Origin of the sequence: Pantoea pleuroti, from assembly GCF_014156615.1 — a bacterium.
Lineage (GTDB): Bacteria > Pseudomonadota > Gammaproteobacteria > Enterobacterales > Enterobacteriaceae > Pantoea > Pantoea agglomerans.
In genome coordinates this window covers 672,655-689,595 of sequence record NZ_SBFD01000001.1, presented here as the reverse complement: position 1 = coordinate 689,595, position 16,941 = coordinate 672,655, and the positions used below count along the sequence as shown (strand labels likewise).

Sequence of the window (16,941 nt, the reverse complement as noted above, 5' to 3'; positions counted from 1 at the left end):
TTACAGAGACCGTGTTGCCCGCCAGCAGATCAGCGAGCCGAGCGTGATCATCGCTACGCCCTGCCAGAAGGCCAGCGGTGGCGTCAGGCCGAGCCACAGCGATCCCAGCAGGGCCGACAGTACCGGCGTAAAGTAGGAGGCGGTGGCCAGCAGCGTCAGATTGCCCTGCTGAATCCCGTGATTCCAGGCGGAATAGGCGATGGCGGTGGAGAGCCCGACAAACAGCACCTCCAGCAGCGGCACCAGCGTAAAGGTCATCGGTGCAGTGTGATCGCTGAAAGCATATTTCAGCCACAGCGCCAGGGCGGTCAGGATAAAAAACAGCGTGACGCCATTGGAACCACGGGCAAAGCGGCGGGTGAGATTGTTGTAGAGCGCCCAGGTCAGGGCGGCGATAAAGGCCAGCGCATAGGCGACCGGGTTGCGCAGCATATTCTGCCACAACAGCGCGGGCGATCCGCTGCCGCTGCCTTTCATTACCCAGACGATCCCCAGCAGCGACAGCAGCAGTCCTGGCCACAGCCAGACACGGAAACGCTGCTGATTAAACGGAATGGCCAGCACGATGGTCAGACAGGGCCAGAGATAGTTAATCATCCCCAGCTCCAGTGACTGGCTGCGATCGCTGGCCAGCCCGATGGCCAGCGCCAGACAGATTTCATAGCCGACAAAGAGTGCGCCGCCCAGCCACAGGTAGATGGCGGGCAGTGTGCCGGGTCTGGGCAGGCCCCGGGTCAGGCAGAGCAGACACGCCGTGGTGGTGTAGATCAGCGCCGCACCACCGGTGGCGCCAAAGGCTTCACTGACGCTGCGCAGCAGGCCAACGGTCGTACTCCAGAGCAGAATGGCGACAAGCCCGATGAGGGTCGCGCGCGAAACGGTGGCAGGCATGCAGCGATCAACAAAGTCAGTGAGAGAAGCCTCCCTTGCCGCGGCAAGGGAGGGGCAGGATTACTTCCAGAAGTCGTCGAATACCGTGATCGGCGGGCGACGTTTGTGCTCGGTTTTCTGATACCAGCCTTCGATAATGCGAGCGCTGTCAGGATTGATGCTTTTGCCTTCCAGGTAGTCATCAATCATCTCATAGGTGACGCCCAGCGCCACTTCATCCTGCAGGCCTGGACGATCATCTTCCAGATCGGCAGTCGGTTTCTTCAGGTAGAGATGCTCCGGGCAGCCAAGGTGTTTCAGCAACTGCTTGCCCTGACGCTTGTTCAGGCGGAACAGGGGATTGATGTCCGTGCCGCCATCGCCATACTTGGTGAAGAAACCGGTCACGGCTTCAGCCGCGTGATCGGTGCCGACCACCACGCCTTTGGTCATGCCGGCGATGCTGTATTGCGCTTTCATCCGCTCGCGGGCTTTTTCATTGCCGCGGACAAAATCGGAAAGCGTAATGCCCGCCTCTTTCAGCGCGCGCTCACTGGCCAGCACCGACTCTTTGATGTTTACCACCAGCGAACGGTCGGGTTTGATAAAGGCCAGCGCGTCCTGACAATCCTGCTCATCCGCCTGCACACCATAGGGCAGACGCACGGCAATAAAGGTGTAGTCGTTATCACCGCTCTCCTGACGCAGTTCGGTGATCGCCCGCTGCGCCAGCGCGCCCGCCAGGGTTGAATCCTGACCGCCGCTGATCCCCAGCACCAGCGTTTTCAGTCCGCTGTGACGTTTCAGGTAGGCTTTAAGAAAATCGATGCTGACGCGTACTTCCTGGTCGGCGTCGATAGTGGGCTTCACACCCAGGGCTTCAATAATTTCCTGCTGCAGTGACATGAACTTCTCCTCAGGTCAGTGGCCTGTCGGCTCGATGCGAACGTTTTATTAAAGCTAACGTGCCTTTGCGAAAACAACAAGCCAAAGCGGTAACTGATTGCCGTGAAACGTTGCGAAATCAGTGAGTTTTTACCTGCGGCAGCGGTTTTTTCGCCAGCACGCTAAACATCAGAATCGCCGTCATAAAACAGCCAAAAATGGTGGCGCACATGCTCAGCACCGAGGTGCCGCCGATGCCGGTAATCGGCACGGTAATCGCACCCAGCGTGAACATCGTGACGCCAATCACCGCGGAGGCGCTGCCAGCGCGATGGCCCTGACTCTGCATCGCCAGGGACGAAGCGGTGGTAGCGATAACGCCGTTGCTGGCAATGGTAAAGAACAGTGCCAGCAGCAGCAGCGCTAACGGGGCATGCAGCAGCGCGGCCAGCAGCAGCAGACTGGAGGCGACAAAGGCCAGCGTCAGTCCGCCTTTCAGCACCCGATATTCGCCCCACAATGGACAGAGGCGTGCGCTGGTCTGTGAAGCAATCACCAGGCCAAACCCATTGGCCGCAAAGCAGAAGCTAAAGGCCTGAGGCGAAAGACCATAGAGTTGTTGCAGCACGAACGGCGAGGCACCGATGTAGGCGAACATGCCGGACATCATAAACCCCTGGGTCAGGCAGAAGCCCATAAAGGGGCGATGGGTAATCACCTGACCCAATGCCGCGTAGGCGGAGAATATCGAACCTTTACTGCGGCGTGCCTCAGGCAGGGTTTCATGCAGCTTCCAGCGCGCCAGCAGGATCAGCAGAATGGCAATGCCGCCCAGCACCATGAAGATGCCGCGCCAGTTTAAAATCGTCATCAGCACGCCGCCTAATACCGGTGCGCCGATCGGTGCCAGACCGTTGACCAGCATCAGCAGAGCGAAGAATCGCGTCAGCTCGTGGCCGCTATACATATCGCGTGCAATCGCCCGTGACAGCACCGCGCCGCCCGCACCCGCTAATCCTTCGAACAGCCGCGCCAGCAGCAGTTGGTTAATATCCTGCGCCAGCGCACAGCCCATTGAGGCGATAAACAGCAACACCAGTGACAGGGTCAGCGGGCGCAGGCGGCCGAACTTATCGCTCATCGGGCCAAAGAGCAGCTGGCCGAAGCCGAGACCTAGCAGGCCAGCAGTCAGACTCAGCTGCGCGGTAGCGGTTTCGGTATGCAGATCCTGCGCCATTTGTGGCAGTGCAGGCAGATAGAGGTCGATGCAGAGCGGGCCCAGTGCGGCCAGCAGACCCAGCGTGATGGCATAAACCAGGCGATTGGAGTGTACAGGGGTCATTTATCCTCGGGATTGTCAGCGATGGGGTAAACAGAAAGCGGGTAAGGCAGTGAAACACAGCGTCCGGTAACGTGACATTTACGCCAGTCTGCGACTGCGCGGATGACGGTGCGGTCTCGGAAAACGGGGCGCTATCGGGTACCTGTTTTGCCGGGCAGTATACGTCTGCGTTGACAGCAAAACAGCCTTCTTTACGAAATCCTGACATTTCACAGGCCACTAATTGTTCGTCATAAACTTGATAAATCAGCATTTATGTTCCAGGCTTGTTTCCACATGGACAATAAATGAGGAACAACAAGATGAATAAAGTGATGGGATGTATCGCTGCGGCGCTGACGCTGGCTGCACTGTCTGGTTGTACGACTTACGATCGTGCGGAAAGCTACGTGACTAAGCCAGTGGTAAAGGATGTTAAAAAGGGTATGACCCGTGATCAGGTTCGTCAGATCGCCGGTACGCCTTCGACTGAAATCACCATGGTTCACGCGCGCGGCACCTGCCAGACTTATGTACTGGGTCAGCGCGACGGTAAAGCTCAGACTTACTTCGTGAGCTATAACGACACCGGCCGTGTCATGAACTACGGCTTCCAGAGCTGTGCGGAATATGACACCGATCCGCAGGTTCAGCAGTAACTATTAGCACCCCTGAATAGCAAACGGCCCGTCATTATGACGGGCCGTTTTTCGTTGTGGCGCTGACTACAAACCTGCCGGGCGCGGCACCTCAACATAATCGCCATCTATCTGCCGCTGGTAGAAGTGGCCAGCCTGCACATAGAAGCGTTTGCCGTTAAAGTCGAGTACCCGCATTTCACTGCTGACCCGCGACTCTGCAGGCGGCTCTGCCACCACATACTCATCACCGTGACGCTGATAATAATTGCCGTTGAGCAGATAGTAGGTCAGTCCACCTATCAGCACCGCGGTTGCGGCTTCAGGCAAAAAGCGCACCGGCCCGGGTCCGCCCCAGCGTGGCCCGTGGCCGCCATGTCGACCCCATCCACCCGGCGGGCCCCAGTCGCCAGGATGGGCGAAAGCCAGAGCAGGTGTCAAAAGCGTCAGCGTCAGAAGCGAGGCGATTATCTTTTTCATCAGGTGTTCTCCTCATAAGACTGGATGCAGAATTCGCTTTTTACCCGGTAAAGACAAGCACTAAAGCGGCGATTTTTCGCCTGTTTACCACGCTTAACGCTTTCTTAACGGCGTCGCCATTAATGGGGGAGATTATGGAGAAGAAGGGCGGGAATAACCTGGCGCGGGCGCGCCAGGTTCAAAGCAGATTAGCGATGCGCCAGTTCGGCGTTGTCGTCGCTTTCCAGGACGCGCTTATCGGTCAGACCTAACCAGCGACTGGTCAAAGAACCGGCGGTCATGGAACCGTTGACGTTCAGGGCTGTACGACCCATATCGATCAGCGGCTCAATGGAGATCAGCAGCGCCACCAGAGTGACCGGCAGACCCATCGCAGGCAGGACAATCAGCGCCGCGAAGGTTGCACCACCGCCAACACCGGCAACGCCTGCTGAGCTCAGCGTCACGATCCCGACCAGCGTCGCAATCCACAGCGGGTCAAACGGGTTGATCCCGACGGTTGGCGCAACCATCACTGCCAGCATGGTTGGATAGAGACCGGCACAGCCGTTCTGGCCGATAGTGGCACCAAAAGAGGCCGCAAAGCTGGCAATCGACTCAGGCACGCCAAGACGACGGGTCTGGGTCTCGACGCTCAGCGGAATGCTTGCTGCGCTGGAGCGGCTGGTGAAGGCGAAGGTAATAACCGGCCACACTTTACGGAAGAAGCGCATCGGGTTGATACCATTTACCGACAGCAGCAGGGCGTGGACACCAAACATGATGGCCAGACCGAGGTAAGAGGCGACCACAAAGCTGCCCAGCTTAATGATGTCCTGCAGGTTAGAACCGGCAACCACTTTGGTCATCAGCGCCAGCACACCATAAGGTGTCAGCTTCATCACTAAACGCACCAGCTTCATGACCCAGGACTGCAGCGTATCGATCGCGACCAGCACGCGCTGACCTTTAACTTCATCATCTTTCAGCAACTGCAGTGCAGCTACACCCAGGAAGGCGGCGAAGATGACGACGCTGATAATCGAGGTCGGACTGGCGCCGGTCAGATCGGCAAACGGGTTTTTCGGGATAAAGGAGAGCACCAGTTGCGGCACGGTCAGGTCAGCCACTTTGCCGACATAGTTGCTCTGGATCGCACTGAGACGCGCAGTCTCCTGCACGCCCTGAACCAGACCTTCTGCACTCAGGCCAAACAGGCCGGTCACAAAGACGCCGACCAGCGCCGAAATCGCAGTGGTAAACAGCAGTACGCCAATTGTCAGTACGCTGATTTTTCCCAGCGACGAGGCGTTATGCAGACGGGCGACCGCACTCAGAATGGAAACGAACACCAGTGGCATTACGACCATCTGCAGCAACTGGACATAGCCATTACCGACGATGTTAAACCAGCTGATTGACTCTTTGACCACTGCGCTGTTTTCGCCGTAGATCAACTGCAAAACCAGGCCGAACAGCACGCCGATCACCAGACCGGTCAGCACTTTTTTCGACAGGCTCCAGTTCTGACGGCTGAAGCGAGAGAGCAATACCAGCAGCACCACAAAGGCTACGATATTAAGCGTAAGAGGAAGGTCCATACTGAAACTCCAGAGTAATGCGGCCTTTCGCTCTGGAAAGGCCGCATAATGTTAATCACGAATTAAGACAGCAGGAATGGTAACAGCAGGCGAAGAGGGTGCCTTATATCCAAATGGCATGGTTTATAACTTTAAGTTGTTTTGTGCTGATTTATTGCGCAGTATGACTGGAAATCAACCGTCCGACGCCATTTTGTAGCGTATCGAACAGCTGTGACGGCCAGCCGTTTGCACCAAAAGATGGCATGCCCACCGGAAACCAGAGCGCATAACCCACCAGTCCCAGACACAATGCCCGCTCAAGCTGGTTGCCTTTCTGGCTGCGCAGAATCGGCAGCCGGAAGCGCCAGCGGCAGGGCCACAGCAGCGGAACCCCGGCAGGCGTCAGCATATCGGCCACAATATGGCTAAGGTAGCCCAGCGTCAGACCCTGCAGGACATCAGGGGGTATCGGCGACGACCGGGGCAGGTTTATCTGAAAAAGCCACAAACCAGCGGCTATCGCCAGCAAACTGTGGGTAAAGCCGCGATGGCCGAACGCGCGCGCAATAGGATGAGAGAGCCAACGCAGTCGCTGTCCCAGCAGAGATTTAGGGTGATCGATATCGGGCAACAGACATGTCAGCAGGGCTGAGGGAACAAGATGCCACCAGTCGGCTTGCGCCAGCACCGGTGTCAGCTCAGCACGCTTCGCAAAGATAGCGCTGGCAATGGCAAAAATGATGTGGCCTTCGCCCGTCATGATAGAACCTGGTTGCAAAGAAAACTGTCGATGCATCCAGTATAGGGATTTATCCAGTAAATGAGAACATGTGACGCTGTAACGAAGCATGAATATTATTAACAAGGCGGACAGCGATGAAACACTGTCCGCCATTTAGATTAACGCGCCAGCCAGCCGCCATCCACTGCCAGGGTATAGCCATTCACGTAGTCAGATGCGGAAGAGGCCAGGAAAACCACCGGGCCCATCATGTCATCCGGCACGCCCCAGCGGCCTGCCGGAATACGCCCCAGAATCTCTTCACTGCGCGACTCATCATTACGAAGCTGTTCCGTATTGTTGGTGGCCATGTAACCGGGAGCGATGGCATTGACGTTAATGCCATGTTTTGCCCACTCGTTCGCCATCAGACGGGTCAGCCCCATCACGGCACTTTTCGACGCCGTATAAGAGGGCACCCGGATACCGCCCTGGAAGGAGAGCATGGAGGCGATATTGATGATCTTGCCGCCATTACCCTGCGCGATAAACTGACGGGCAACCTGCTGTGACAGGAAAAACAGGCTCTTGCTGTTAAGATTCATCACGTCATCCCAGTCCTGCTCACTGAAATTCAGTGCGTCTTCACGGCGGATAATGCCGGCATTGTTGACCAGAATGTCAATTTTACCGGCAGCGGCCAGCGCCTGTTCAACCACTGAGGCCACCACGCTGGTCTGCATCAGATCGGCCTGCACCGGCCAGAACCGGCGACCCAGCGCCTCCACTTTACTTTGGGTATCATCCGGGCCATCACGGTTAACGCCGACGATATCACAACCCGCCTGGGCCAGACCCAGCGCCATACCTTGCCCTAAACCGGTGTTACAGCCGGTCACCAGCGCGACTTTACCTTCCAGGTTAAACGTACTCAGTACCATGGTATTTCTCCTCTGCTCAGCGCAGTTCACTGATTTTGACGTGGTCCATGTCATCAAAGACCTGATTCTCACCCACCATGCCCCAGATAAAGGTGTAACGCTGGGTGCCGACACCGGCATGAATTGACCAGCTGGGTGAGATCACCGCCTGCTCGTTGTGTACCAGCAGATGGCGGGTTTGCTGCGGTTGCCCCATCATGTGGAAGACGGCGCACTCTTCGCTCATATCGAAGTAGAAATAGACTTCCATGCGGCGTTCATGGGTGTGGCAGGGCATGGTGTTCCACAGGCTGCCTTCATCCAGTTTGGTTAAGCCCATGGTGAGCTGACAGGTGGGCAACACATCCGGCACGATAAATTTGTTAATGGTGCGGCGATTGGAGGTCGCGGCATCACCCAGCGTCGCGGTGGCCGCTTCCTGCAGCGTGATCTTCTTGTCCGGGTAGGTGCTGTGTGCTGGCGCACTGTTGTAATAGAATTTGGCCGGCTGCGCAGGGTTCAGGCTGCGGAACAGCAGGTTGCGCGCACCTTTGCCGATGTAAAGTGCCTCTTCGTGACCGATTTCCCACGCTTTACCGTCAACTTCTACCAGACCCGGGCCGCCAATATTGATCATGCCCAGCTCGCGGCGTTCAAGGAAGTAAGAGACGCCCAGCTGCTTTCCCATCTCATCACCGATAGTGACCGGATTATTCACCGGCATGACGCCGCCAATAATGATGCGGTCGATATGGCTGTAGGTCAGGGTGTAATCATCGGCAGTAAATATCTTCTCAATCAGGAACTCGCGGCGCAGTGCTTCAGTGTCGAGTTGCTTAGCGTGATCGCTGTGAATGCTTTGACGAACGTCCATCTCAGGCCTCTCTGCAGGTCAGGTTATTCATGCCCCAAACGGGGACGCTTTTGGCATCTTAGGCAGAGCGGGATGGGAATTCAATAAAAATGAAACGTTGTTTTATTTTTTGCGGGTCAGATCAAGTGACAGGTGCAACAGGCAATAAAAAGCCCGCCATAAGCGGGCTGATATTATCCCTGCAGATGCTGCAGGCTAAGCTGGGTCAGATTGTCCAGCCGGACATCCGCCAGTGCCCAGCGGGGATCGTCACGGTGTTCGGCGGCGGGCACCACAATCGATCGCATACGCGCTGCTTTAGTGGCGATCATGCCGTTAAACGAATCTTCCAGCGTGACGCAGTTGAGCGGATCGATCGCAAGGCTGGCGGCGGCGTTGAGATAGACCTGGGGATGGGGCTTGCTGTAGGGCAGCGCTTCTGCTGAAGCCAGTACGTCGAAATAAGGGCGCAGATTGAAGATCTCCAGCACCTGTTCCAGCATCTTCCGCGGCGATGCGGAGGCAAGGCCGATTTTCAGCCCATGTTCCCGGCACAGTTGCAGCGCCGTTTCCACGCCCGGCAGCAGTGGCCGCGTCTGATCCACCAGCGTCATGGCGCGCGTAATAATCCGCTCAGTGACCTCCTGCTGAGAGGGGCCATGCCACGGCAGCGTTTCGTACCACATCCGAACAGTCTGATCGATGCGCAGACCCAGGGTATCGGGCATTTCACTGCGCCGTGACAGGTCAACATCCAGCGTTGAAAAGATATCCAGCTCAGCCTGATCCCACAGAGGCTCAGAATCGATGAGTAAGCCATCCATATCAAACAGGGCGGCAAGGACAGGGCGGTGATAAGGCATCAGGGGGTCTCCTTTTAAAGTCAGCTTTACCTTAACATCATTCTTTGCGGGCGCACGCTCTGCCCGACAGGCCACGCTTTATTTGGGAAATTTCACCGTTGGCAGGTAAACTGACGGCAAATTGGATTCCGGGTTCAGGAGATATTATGACCTATCAACAGGCTGGCCGTATTGCCATCCTCAAGCGAGTGGCAGGCTGGGTGCTCTTTTTAGTGGCGCTGCTGTCGACCATTATTTCTGTATTGAGCTTTATGTTTAAGCATAGCGAAAAGCAGCCAGGCATTGATGCCGTCATGCTCGATTTCGTCCACGTCATCGTCGATATGCTGCGCTTTAACACGCCATTCCTGAATGTCTTCTGGCATAACTCGCCGGTACCGGAATTTAACGGTCAGATGAACCTGGGTTTCTGGCTGATCTACATTCTGATTTTTGTCGGGCTGGCGCTGGAGTCATCAGGCGCGCGGATGGGACGTCAGGCGCGTCACGTCAAAGAGGGCATTGAGGATCAGATGATTCTGGAGCAGGCAAAAGGCAGTGAAGGGCGTAGCCGTCAGCAACTGGAAGAGAAGGTGCGCGTACCTCGCCACACCATCTTCCTGCAGATCTTCCCGCTCTATGTCCTGCCGGTGGTGATTGCGATAGCCGGTTATTTTGCGCTGTCGCTGCTGGGCTTTATCTGACCGCGAGCTTTGTCAGGCCGGTCTGGCCTGACTGGCGCCCAGCGCATCCTCATCCAGCAACTGGCCAATGGCGAACTGTGCATCGCCAGGCCAGTGCCCGCCAAAGACGTTAGCCCGGTTGAGCAGATAGTAGAGCTGGTAGACCGGCAGACGCTGCGAAAAACCATCCGGTAACGGCCACACCGCCTGATAACCGTCGTAAATCTGGCGAGGCAGGTCAGGGTACCAGCTCAGCATGGCTAAATCGCACTCACGGTCGCCCCAGTAGCAGGCAGGATCGAACAGCCAGGGGCCACTCTCACTGCTGGCGCAGTTAGCCGGCCAGAGATCGCCATGCAGCAGCGACGGCTGCGGATGATGTGACGCGAGCACCCGCTGCACGCAGGCAACGATCAGCTCTGTATCCCCGTACTGAATTCCCTTTTCTGCCGCCAGCTGCAGCTGCCAGCCAATGCGCTGTTCAGCAAAAAAAACCGACCAGCGTCGCAGCCAGCTATTGGGTTGGGGCGTCGTGGTGATGTTATTGTCGAAATCGAGGCCGAACTGCGTCTGCTCGCTCCACTGATGCAGATGCGCCAGTTGCTGACCGAGCTGATACGCACTCTGCTCATCAAGCGGCTGTGGCCTGATATATTCCAGCAGCAGAAAGCTCTCCTCGCGATGATGACCCACACCATAAACTTTAGGCACCCGTACCGTGCCGGTGCGCGCCAGCAAATCCAGCTGGTCTGCTTCCCAGGTAAAGAGCGACAGCATATCGCGGCTGTTACTTTTGACGAAGACGTCGTGATCACCGTAGCGGATCTGCCAGGTGGGATGGATATCACCCCCCGCGAGGGCGTGACGTTGAGTGATTTCGGCGTTGCCTAACTGCTCGCTTAACAGACGACTAATGGCTGACCACATTGGGCTATCCTCGTTATTCGCTGCGTAAGTTCGATTGTATTGCGTAAATATTCACCAAAAATCGCGCAATTGCACCCTTTATTCTGGCGCTGAGGTGGCAGGGCGATGATCGGCAGCATCGCGCAGATACTCTTCGAAGGTCGTGACGGTCACCTCGGGTTCCTGACCCAGCGCGCTTTCACCGGCCGCAGTGACCTGCTGCCGCAGCTCCTCAGCCTCCAGCGTGCTGACGATGCCATAGCTGTTTGTACCAAGTTCATGTGGATGGCCGTCGTCATCTGTCATCGTGGTCGTGAAACCTGCGGCGGTCATTGCGCTGGTCAGTTCCAGGATGTCACTTAAGCCCGACTCCTGATAGTGAAAGGTCACGATATAGCGGGTTAAGGTGTTGCTCATGAGGCACCTCCGGGGAAAGGAAACTGAACTGAGCGTAGACCATGGTGAAAAATCAGGCGAATTATGAAGGAGATGCTGCGTGTGTGACGTGATGCATAGCGTAAATTCGTGTCAGGAGCCAGCAGCATAACGTAAAAATCTTCTGCCGTTGCGTCTGGCTTTTCGTTTGGGCAGCACTATAATGCGCGACGTTAATAAGATGAGTCCCAATTAACAGGGGTTGTCAGGGTGATTCCAGGCATTTTGTGTAAGTTAATAATTTTTTACAAAACTTACCGTAAATTGCATTGAATGCCCGGCAAAACGCTTCAGACTCTCCGTTTTTTAAACAGTCGCACGGATCACATTTAATGAAAGCCTATAACAAGCTGTCTGCTGTTCTTTTGCTCTCCGCCGGAGCTTTCTGTCACCAGGCAATGGCCGATAACGCCGTATTTACGTCAATGGATGACCCTTCAACAGCTAAAAAGCCGTTTGAAGGGTCTGCTGCTGCGGGATATCTGGCGCAAACCGGTAACACCACCAGTTCATCAATGACGGCTCAGACCAATATGACCTGGTATCAGTCATCTATGGCTTACAGCTTGTGGGGTAACGCAGCCAACACCTCGTCAAACGATGAGCGCTCTTCTGAAACGTACAACATCGGGGGGCGTTCACGTTACAACCTTAACTCGTATGACTATCTGTTTGGACAGGCGAGCTGGTTAAGCGATCGTTTCAATGGTTACGATTCACGCGACGTGCTGACAGCCGGTTACGGTCGTCAGATTCTGAATGGTCCGGTGCACTCGCTGCGTGCGGAATTGGGTCCGGGTGTACGTTATGACGATTATCACGCTGGCGGTCATCAGACTAAAGCGCTGGGCTATGGCGCAGTCAGCTATCAGTGGCAGCTCACCGACACCACTAAATTTATTCAGGGCGTGTCAGTGCTGAGCAGCTTCGGAGAAGACACCACGGTGAACTCCGAAACCGGCCTGCAGGTGGCTATCAACAGCCACTTCGCGCTGAAGCTGGCTTATAACGTCAGCTGGAACAACAATCCGCCGGAATCGGCACCTGATCGTACCGATACCAAAACCTCAATCATGCTCTCTTACGCAATGTAAGTGCATTTTTGCAGCAGCATTCACAGCGGCCTGACAGCATGTCAGGCCGCTTTTTTTTGATTTCTCCAGGGCTTAGCGAAAAAGGGATGGGTTTTTCTCGCCGGGGAAAACTGCTATCATCGGCCCCGCACTGAAATCCTGGCGACATTCCGACAATGTGGGTCTGATATCACGCCAGGTCACTAATTTTACATTACGTTGCATGTAGGCTTTCGTGTGGCTTACCACTGCAAATAAGGATATGAAATGCCTGTAATTACGCTTCCTGATGGCAGCCAGCGCGTGTTTGACCGCCCTGTCAGTGTGATGGATATTGCGCTGGACATCGGTCCTGGTCTGGCGAAAGCCTGTATCGCCGGTCGTGTTAACGGTGAACTGGTTGATGCTGTTGATCCCATCACCGAAGATGCCGCCGTAGCGATCATTACCGCTAAAGATGAAGCGGGTCTGGAAATTATCCGTCACTCCTGTGCGCACCTGTTAGGGCATGCGATTAAACAGCTGTGGCCGGATACCAAAATGGCGATTGGCCCGGTCATTGATAACGGCTTCTATTATGATGTCGACATCGATCGTACCCTGACCCAGGAAGATATCGACCTGCTGGAAAAACGCATGCATCAGTTGGCTGAAACCAACTACGATGTGGTGAAGAAGAAGGTCAGCTGGCAGGAAGCTCGTGACGTCTTTGCGGCGCGCGGCGAAATTTATAAGACCACCATTCTTGATGAAAACATCAGCCATGACGATAAGCCTGGCCTGTATCATCACGAAGAATATGTCGACATGTGCCGCGGTCCGCACGTGCCGAACATGCGGTTCTGCCATCATTTTAAACTGCAGAAGATCTCCGGTGCCTACTGGCGCGGCGACAGCAACAACAAAATGCTGCAGCGTATTTATGGCACCGCATGGGCAGATAAAAAGCAGCTGGCAGCCTATCTGCAGCGTCTGGAAGAGGCGGCGAAGCGTGACCATCGTAAGATTGGTAAGCAGCTGGATCTCTACCATATGCAGGAAGAAGCACCAGGCATGGTCTTCTGGCATAATGACGGCTGGACCATCTTCCGCGAGCTGGAAGTGTTTGTCCGCAGCAAGTTAAAAGAGTACCAGTACCAGGAAGTTAAAGGTCCATTCATGATGGATCGCGTCCTGTGGGAAAAAACCGGGCACTGGGAAAACTATAAAGAAGCCATGTTCACCACCTCATCTGAGAACCGTGAATATTGCATCAAACCGATGAACTGTCCTGGGCATGTTCAGATCTTTAATCAGGGTCTGAAATCCTACCGTGACCTGCCGCTGCGTATGGCAGAGTTCGGCAGTTGTCACCGTAATGAACCCTCAGGCGCGCTGCACGGCCTGATGCGTGTTCGTGGCTTTACCCAGGATGATGCACACGTCTTCTGTACTGAAGAGCAGGTGCGTGACGAAGTGAACAGCTGTATCCGCATGGTTTATGACATGTACAGCACCTTCGGCTTTGAAAAGATTGTGGTGAAGTTATCCACCCGTCCTGAGAAGCGCATCGGTACGGATGAGATGTGGGATCGTGCCGAGGAAGATCTGGCTGCGGCGCTGAACGAAAACAATATTGAGTTTGAGTTCCAGCCAGGCGAAGGCGCGTTCTACGGTCCTAAAATTGAGTTTACTTTGTACGATTGTCTTGATCGCGCCTGGCAGTGCGGAACAGTTCAGCTAGACTTCTCCCTGCCAAAACGCCTTGAAGCAACCTACGTGGGTGAAAACAATGATCGTCAGACGCCAGTGATGATTCACCGTGCGATTCTGGGGTCAATGGAGCGTTTCATCGGTATTCTGACCGAAGAATTCGCCGGTTTCTTCCCAACCTGGCTGGCACCGCTGCAAGTCGTGGTAATGAATATTACCGACGGACAAGCAGAATATGTTGAGTCTTTGACGCGTAAGCTGCAGAATGCTGGCATTCGTGTGAAGGCAGACTTGAGAAATGAGAAGATAGGCTTTAAAATCCGCGAGCACACATTACGTCGCGTCCCTTATATGTTGGTCTGCGGTGATAAAGAGGTGGAATCTGGCAAAGTTGCCGTTCGCACCCGCCGTGGTAAAGACCTTGGGTCGATGGATGTCGATGTGTTTGTTGAGAAGCTTCAACAAGAGATTCGCAGCCGAAATCTTCAACAATTGGAGGAATAAAGTATTAAAGGCGGAAAACGAGTACTACCGACGCGTCCGAACAAAATCAACAGTGAAATCCGCGCAACTGAAGTGCGCTTAACAGGCATGGATGGCGAGCCGATTGGCATTGTCACATTACGCGAAGCTTTGGAAAAAGCCGAGGAAGCGGGCGGCGACTTAGTCGAAATCAGCCCGAATGCCGAACCGCCGGTCTGCCGCATCATGGATTACGGCAAGTTCCTCTATGAAAAAAGCAAATCTTCTAAGGAACAGAAGAAGAAGCAAAAAGTTATTCAGGTTAAGGAAATCAAATTCCGTCCTGGAACCGATGATGGCGACTATCAGGTCAAACTACGCAACCTGATTCGCTTTCTGGAAGAAGGCGATAAAGCCAAAATCACGCTGCGTTTCCGCGGTCGTGAGATGGCGCACCAGCAGATCGGTATGGAAGTGCTTAACCGCGTCCGTAAAGATCTGTGTGAAGATCTGGATTTGGCCATTGTCGAATCCTTCCCTTCGAAGATCGAAGGCCGCCAGATGATCATGGTGCTCGCTCCTAAGAAGAAACAGTAGGCTTTCAAGTAACACTAACCGCGCAGCGTTCGCGCTGTGCGGTTAACTGTTCGCCTGTCTGGGTCATGTTATTAACAATGCGAAGTGGATATTTTTAAAATGCCAAAGATTAAAACTGTACGTGGCGCGGCCAAGCGCTTCCGGAAGACCGCTTCTGGCGGCTTCAAGCGTAAACACGCAAACCTGCGTCATATTCTGACTAAAAAATCTACTAAGCGTAAACGCCACCTGCGTCCGAAAGGCATGGTGTCAAAAGGCGATCTGGGTCTGGTTATTGCCTGCCTGCCGTACGCATAAGTAAATTTTTTTCATTAATTCAGAATATTAAACAGGAGAGCTAAATGGCTCGTGTAAAACGTGGTGTAGTTGCTCGCGCACGTCACAAAAAAATCTTAAAACAAGCTAAAGGCTATTACGGTGCACGTTCACGTGTTTACCGCGTTGCCTTCCAGGCTGTTATCAAAGCTGGTCAGTATGCTTACCGTGACCGTCGTCAACGTAAGCGTCAGTTCCGTCAGCTGTGGATCGCGCGTATCAACGCAGCGGCACGTCAGAACGGCATGTCTTACAGCCGTTTCATCAATGGTCTGAAAAAAGCAGCCATTGAGATTGACCGTAAGATCCTGGCCGACATCGCGGTATTCGATAAAGTGGCATTCTCTGCACTGGTCGAAAAAGCGAAATCAGCCCTGGCGTAAGTCAGATGGAAAAGGGAGCTTGCTCCCTTTTTTATTGCCTGTAACTTACGCAAAAGATTGACATTTTCGGCGCTGAGCATTTCAATAGACCCCCTGTATCGCATGACAAGGTAACCGCAAGCATGAACGCTGCTATTTTCCGTTTCTTTTTTTACTTTAGCGCCTGACATCCAGGGGCTTTTGCGCATAAGAAAAGAAACGAAAAATCGCGCTAAAAGCCTCCCTCGTGGAGGCTTTTTTGTTTCTGGCGCTAGCATATTGGACCGGCAGGTCCCAACGAGAACTGACCAGCCTGACTGGAAAAAGAGGAAACTATGTCCCAACTCGCAGAACTGGTGGCCAGCGCCACGGCGGCCATCGACGGGGCGACGGATATCGCCGCCCTTGACGCGGTGCGCGTCGAATACCTGGGTAAGAAAGGACATCTGACACTGCAGATGACTACGTTACGCGAGCTGCCAGCCGAAGAGCGCCCGGCAGCGGGTGCGGTAATCAATGAAGCGAAGCAGCAGGTCACCGAGCGCCTGAATGCGCGCAAAGATGCCCTGGAAGCTGCGGTGCTGAATGCCCGTCTGGCTGAAGAGACCATTGATGTCTCTCTGCCAGGTCGTCGCATTGAGAATGGCGGCCTGCATCCGGTGACTCGCACCATGGATCGCATTGAGACCTTCTTTGGTGAGTTAGGCTTTGGCGTCGTAACCGGGCCAGAAATTGAAGATGATTACCATAACTTCGATGCGCTGAATATTCCTGCCCATCACCCGGCCCGTGCCGATCACGACACCTTCTGGTTCGACGCCACGCGCCTGCTGCGTACCCAGACGTCCGGCGTGCAGATCCGTACTATGAAGGCTCAGCAGCCGCCGATTCGCATTATTGCGCCGGGCCGCGTTTACCGTAACGATTACGATCAGACCCATACCCCGATGTTCCATCAGATGGAAGGGCTGATTGTGGATAAAAACATCAGCTTTACCAACCTGAAAGGCACGCTGCACGATTTCCTGAACAACTTCTTCGAAGAAGATCTGCAGATTCGTTTCCGTCCTTCCTATTTCCCGTTTACTGAGCCATCAGCAGAAGTAGACGTCATGGGTAAAAACGGCAAGTGGCTGGAAGTGCTGGGTTGCGGCATGGTTCACCCTAACGTGCTGCGCAATGTCGGCATCGATCCGGAAGTCTACTCCGGTTTCGCCTTTGGTATGGGCATGGAGCGTCTGACCATGTTGCGCTACGGCGTGACCGATCTGCGTGCCTTCTTTGAAAATGATTTACGTTTCCTCAAACAATTTAAGTAAGGGCA

20 protein-coding genes and 1 other annotated feature are annotated in these 16,941 nt (G+C 54.6%); of the genes, 9 read left to right on the top strand and 11 right to left on the bottom strand.

Annotated elements, in window-relative coordinates; genetic code table 11:
* The 3 genes from yddG to EPG66_RS03385 all read right to left on the bottom strand — a co-directional run bounded on the left by yddG (position 1) and on the right by EPG66_RS03385 (position 3,097).
* Positions 1-891: an aromatic amino acid DMT transporter YddG gene (yddG, locus tag EPG66_RS03395; protein WP_115765438.1), complete on the bottom strand. Its 891-nt coding sequence runs from the start codon at positions 889-891 to the stop codon at positions 1-3.
* 60 nt (positions 892-951) lie between these two features.
* Positions 952-1,776, bottom strand: coding sequence for an ammonia-dependent NAD(+) synthetase (gene nadE, locus EPG66_RS03390; protein WP_010670018.1), 825 nt, complete (start codon positions 1,774-1,776; stop codon positions 952-954).
* Positions 1,777-1,894: 118 nt separating this feature from the next.
* A complete protein-coding gene (locus tag EPG66_RS03385) occupies positions 1,895-3,097 on the bottom strand; it encodes a multidrug effflux MFS transporter (protein WP_182685949.1) in 1,203 nt (400 codons plus the stop codon).
* A 302-nt stretch (positions 3,098-3,399) separates the two neighbouring features.
* Between EPG66_RS03385 and osmE the strand changes: the two genes are divergently transcribed.
* Positions 3,400-3,735 (top strand): osmotically-inducible lipoprotein OsmE, encoded by a 336-nt coding sequence (osmE, locus tag EPG66_RS03380; protein WP_010245718.1) that lies wholly within the window; start codon positions 3,400-3,402, stop codon positions 3,733-3,735.
* A gap of 66 nt (positions 3,736-3,801) precedes the next feature.
* On the opposite strand, the gene EPG66_RS03375 is transcribed toward osmE, so the two are convergent.
* The 6 genes from EPG66_RS03375 to hxpB form a co-directional block, all read right to left on the bottom strand.
* Positions 3,802-4,194, bottom strand: a complete 393-nt coding sequence (locus tag EPG66_RS03375) for a DUF6515 family protein (protein WP_039391785.1) — start codon at positions 4,192-4,194, stop codon at positions 3,802-3,804.
* Between the two features lie 188 nt (positions 4,195-4,382).
* Positions 4,383-5,774, bottom strand: a complete 1,392-nt coding sequence (locus tag EPG66_RS03370; RefSeq protein ID WP_010670021.1) for an L-cystine transporter — start codon at positions 5,772-5,774, stop codon at positions 4,383-4,385.
* Positions 5,775-5,925: 151 nt separating this feature from the next.
* Entirely contained in the window at positions 5,926-6,516 is a 591-nt protein-coding gene (locus EPG66_RS03365; RefSeq protein ID WP_031590489.1) for a metal-dependent hydrolase, read from the bottom strand.
* Positions 6,517-6,656: 140 nt separating this feature from the next.
* Entirely contained in the window at positions 6,657-7,418 is a 762-nt protein-coding gene (gene kduD / locus EPG66_RS03360) for a 2-dehydro-3-deoxy-D-gluconate 5-dehydrogenase KduD (RefSeq protein ID WP_010245706.1), read from the bottom strand.
* A 16-nt stretch (positions 7,419-7,434) separates the two neighbouring features.
* Complete coding sequence (gene kduI, locus EPG66_RS03355; RefSeq protein WP_109653588.1) at positions 7,435-8,271, bottom strand: 5-dehydro-4-deoxy-D-glucuronate isomerase; 837 nt, start codon at positions 8,269-8,271, stop codon at positions 7,435-7,437.
* Positions 8,272-8,444: 173 nt separating this feature from the next.
* Positions 8,445-9,113 (bottom strand): hexitol phosphatase HxpB, encoded by a 669-nt coding sequence (hxpB, locus tag EPG66_RS03350; protein WP_031590487.1) that lies wholly within the window; start codon positions 9,111-9,113, stop codon positions 8,445-8,447.
* Positions 9,114-9,259: 146 nt separating this feature from the next.
* Between hxpB and EPG66_RS03345 the strand changes: the two genes are divergently transcribed.
* Positions 9,260-9,796 carry a YniB family protein gene (locus tag EPG66_RS03345; protein ID WP_010245694.1) on the top strand — a complete coding sequence of 179 codons (537 nt, stop codon included), beginning with the start codon at positions 9,260-9,262 and terminating at the stop codon, positions 9,794-9,796.
* A gap of 12 nt (positions 9,797-9,808) precedes the next feature.
* On the opposite strand, the gene EPG66_RS03340 is transcribed toward EPG66_RS03345, so the two are convergent.
* Together EPG66_RS03340 and ghoS are read right to left on the bottom strand one after the other, a co-directional pair.
* A complete protein-coding gene (locus tag EPG66_RS03340; protein WP_033757473.1) occupies positions 9,809-10,702 on the bottom strand; it encodes a fructosamine kinase family protein in 894 nt (297 codons plus the stop codon).
* Between the two features lie 78 nt (positions 10,703-10,780).
* Positions 10,781-11,098, bottom strand: a complete 318-nt coding sequence (gene ghoS, locus EPG66_RS03335) for a type V toxin-antitoxin system endoribonuclease antitoxin GhoS (RefSeq protein ID WP_159226373.1) — start codon at positions 11,096-11,098, stop codon at positions 10,781-10,783.
* A 350-nt stretch (positions 11,099-11,448) separates the two neighbouring features.
* Here ghoS and EPG66_RS03330 point away from each other — a divergent pair, with 350 nt between their 5' ends.
* The 7 genes from EPG66_RS03330 (at position 11,449) to pheS (ending at position 16,936) form a co-directional block, all read left to right on the top strand.
* A complete protein-coding gene (locus EPG66_RS03330; RefSeq protein WP_031590484.1) occupies positions 11,449-12,210 on the top strand; it encodes a DUF481 domain-containing protein in 762 nt (253 codons plus the stop codon).
* Between the two features lie 246 nt (positions 12,211-12,456).
* Positions 12,457-14,385, top strand: coding sequence for a threonine--tRNA ligase (gene thrS, locus EPG66_RS03325; RefSeq protein WP_010245687.1), 1,929 nt, complete (start codon positions 12,457-12,459; stop codon positions 14,383-14,385).
* Positions 14,386-14,388: 3 nt separating this feature from the next.
* Complete coding sequence (infC, locus tag EPG66_RS03320; protein WP_029519030.1) at positions 14,389-14,940, top strand: translation initiation factor IF-3; 552 nt, start codon at positions 14,389-14,391, stop codon at positions 14,938-14,940.
* 99 nt (positions 14,941-15,039) lie between these two features.
* Entirely contained in the window at positions 15,040-15,237 is a 198-nt protein-coding gene (gene rpmI, locus EPG66_RS03315) for a 50S ribosomal protein L35 (protein WP_010245683.1), read from the top strand.
* Positions 15,238-15,281: 44 nt separating this feature from the next.
* Positions 15,282-15,638 (top strand): 50S ribosomal protein L20, encoded by a 357-nt coding sequence (rplT, locus tag EPG66_RS03310; RefSeq protein ID WP_003853267.1) that lies wholly within the window; start codon positions 15,282-15,284, stop codon positions 15,636-15,638.
* 117 nt (positions 15,639-15,755) lie between these two features.
* Positions 15,756-15,881, top strand: a sequence feature (Phe leader region).
* Entirely contained in the window at positions 15,761-15,805 is a 45-nt protein-coding gene (gene pheM / locus EPG66_RS03305) for a pheST operon leader peptide PheM (protein WP_106120997.1), read from the top strand. It overlaps the preceding feature by 45 nt.
* Positions 15,882-15,952: 71 nt before the next feature.
* Positions 15,953-16,936 (top strand): phenylalanine--tRNA ligase subunit alpha, encoded by a 984-nt coding sequence (pheS, locus tag EPG66_RS03300; RefSeq protein ID WP_010245680.1) that lies wholly within the window; start codon positions 15,953-15,955, stop codon positions 16,934-16,936.
* Positions 16,937-16,941 lie beyond the last annotated feature (5 nt).

Excerpts from the sequence above, each read along its gene's own strand:
- yddG (WP_115765438.1), bottom strand. The coding sequence starts at position 891 with ATGCCTGCCACCGTTTCGCGCGCGACCCTCATCGGGCTTGTCGCCATT.
- nadE (WP_010670018.1), bottom strand. The coding sequence starts at position 1,776 with ATGTCACTGCAGCAGGAAATTATTGAAGCCCTGGGTGTGAAGCCCACT.
- EPG66_RS03385 (WP_182685949.1), bottom strand. The coding sequence starts at position 3,097 with ATGACCCCTGTACACTCCAATCGCCTGGTTTATGCCATCACGCTGGGT.
- osmE (WP_010245718.1), top strand. The coding sequence starts at position 3,400 with ATGAATAAAGTGATGGGATGTATCGCTGCGGCGCTGACGCTGGCTGCA.
- EPG66_RS03375 (WP_039391785.1), bottom strand. The coding sequence starts at position 4,194 with ATGAAAAAGATAATCGCCTCGCTTCTGACGCTGACGCTTTTGACACCT.
- EPG66_RS03370 (WP_010670021.1), bottom strand. The coding sequence starts at position 5,774 with ATGGACCTTCCTCTTACGCTTAATATCGTAGCCTTTGTGGTGCTGCTG.
- EPG66_RS03365 (WP_031590489.1), bottom strand. The coding sequence starts at position 6,516 with ATGACGGGCGAAGGCCACATCATTTTTGCCATTGCCAGCGCTATCTTT.
- kduD (WP_010245706.1), bottom strand. The coding sequence starts at position 7,418 with ATGGTACTGAGTACGTTTAACCTGGAAGGTAAAGTCGCGCTGGTGACC.
- kduI (WP_109653588.1), bottom strand. The coding sequence starts at position 8,271 with ATGGACGTTCGTCAAAGCATTCACAGCGATCACGCTAAGCAACTCGAC.
- hxpB (WP_031590487.1), bottom strand. The coding sequence starts at position 9,113 with ATGCCTTATCACCGCCCTGTCCTTGCCGCCCTGTTTGATATGGATGGC.
- EPG66_RS03345 (WP_010245694.1), top strand. The coding sequence starts at position 9,260 with ATGACCTATCAACAGGCTGGCCGTATTGCCATCCTCAAGCGAGTGGCA.
- EPG66_RS03340 (WP_033757473.1), bottom strand. The coding sequence starts at position 10,702 with ATGTGGTCAGCCATTAGTCGTCTGTTAAGCGAGCAGTTAGGCAACGCC.
- ghoS (WP_159226373.1), bottom strand. The coding sequence starts at position 11,098 with ATGAGCAACACCTTAACCCGCTATATCGTGACCTTTCACTATCAGGAG.
- EPG66_RS03330 (WP_031590484.1), top strand. The coding sequence starts at position 11,449 with ATGAAAGCCTATAACAAGCTGTCTGCTGTTCTTTTGCTCTCCGCCGGA.
- thrS (WP_010245687.1), top strand. The coding sequence starts at position 12,457 with ATGCCTGTAATTACGCTTCCTGATGGCAGCCAGCGCGTGTTTGACCGC.
- rpmI (WP_010245683.1), top strand. The coding sequence starts at position 15,040 with ATGCCAAAGATTAAAACTGTACGTGGCGCGGCCAAGCGCTTCCGGAAG.
- rplT (WP_003853267.1), top strand. The coding sequence starts at position 15,282 with ATGGCTCGTGTAAAACGTGGTGTAGTTGCTCGCGCACGTCACAAAAAA.
- pheS (WP_010245680.1), top strand. The coding sequence starts at position 15,953 with ATGTCCCAACTCGCAGAACTGGTGGCCAGCGCCACGGCGGCCATCGAC.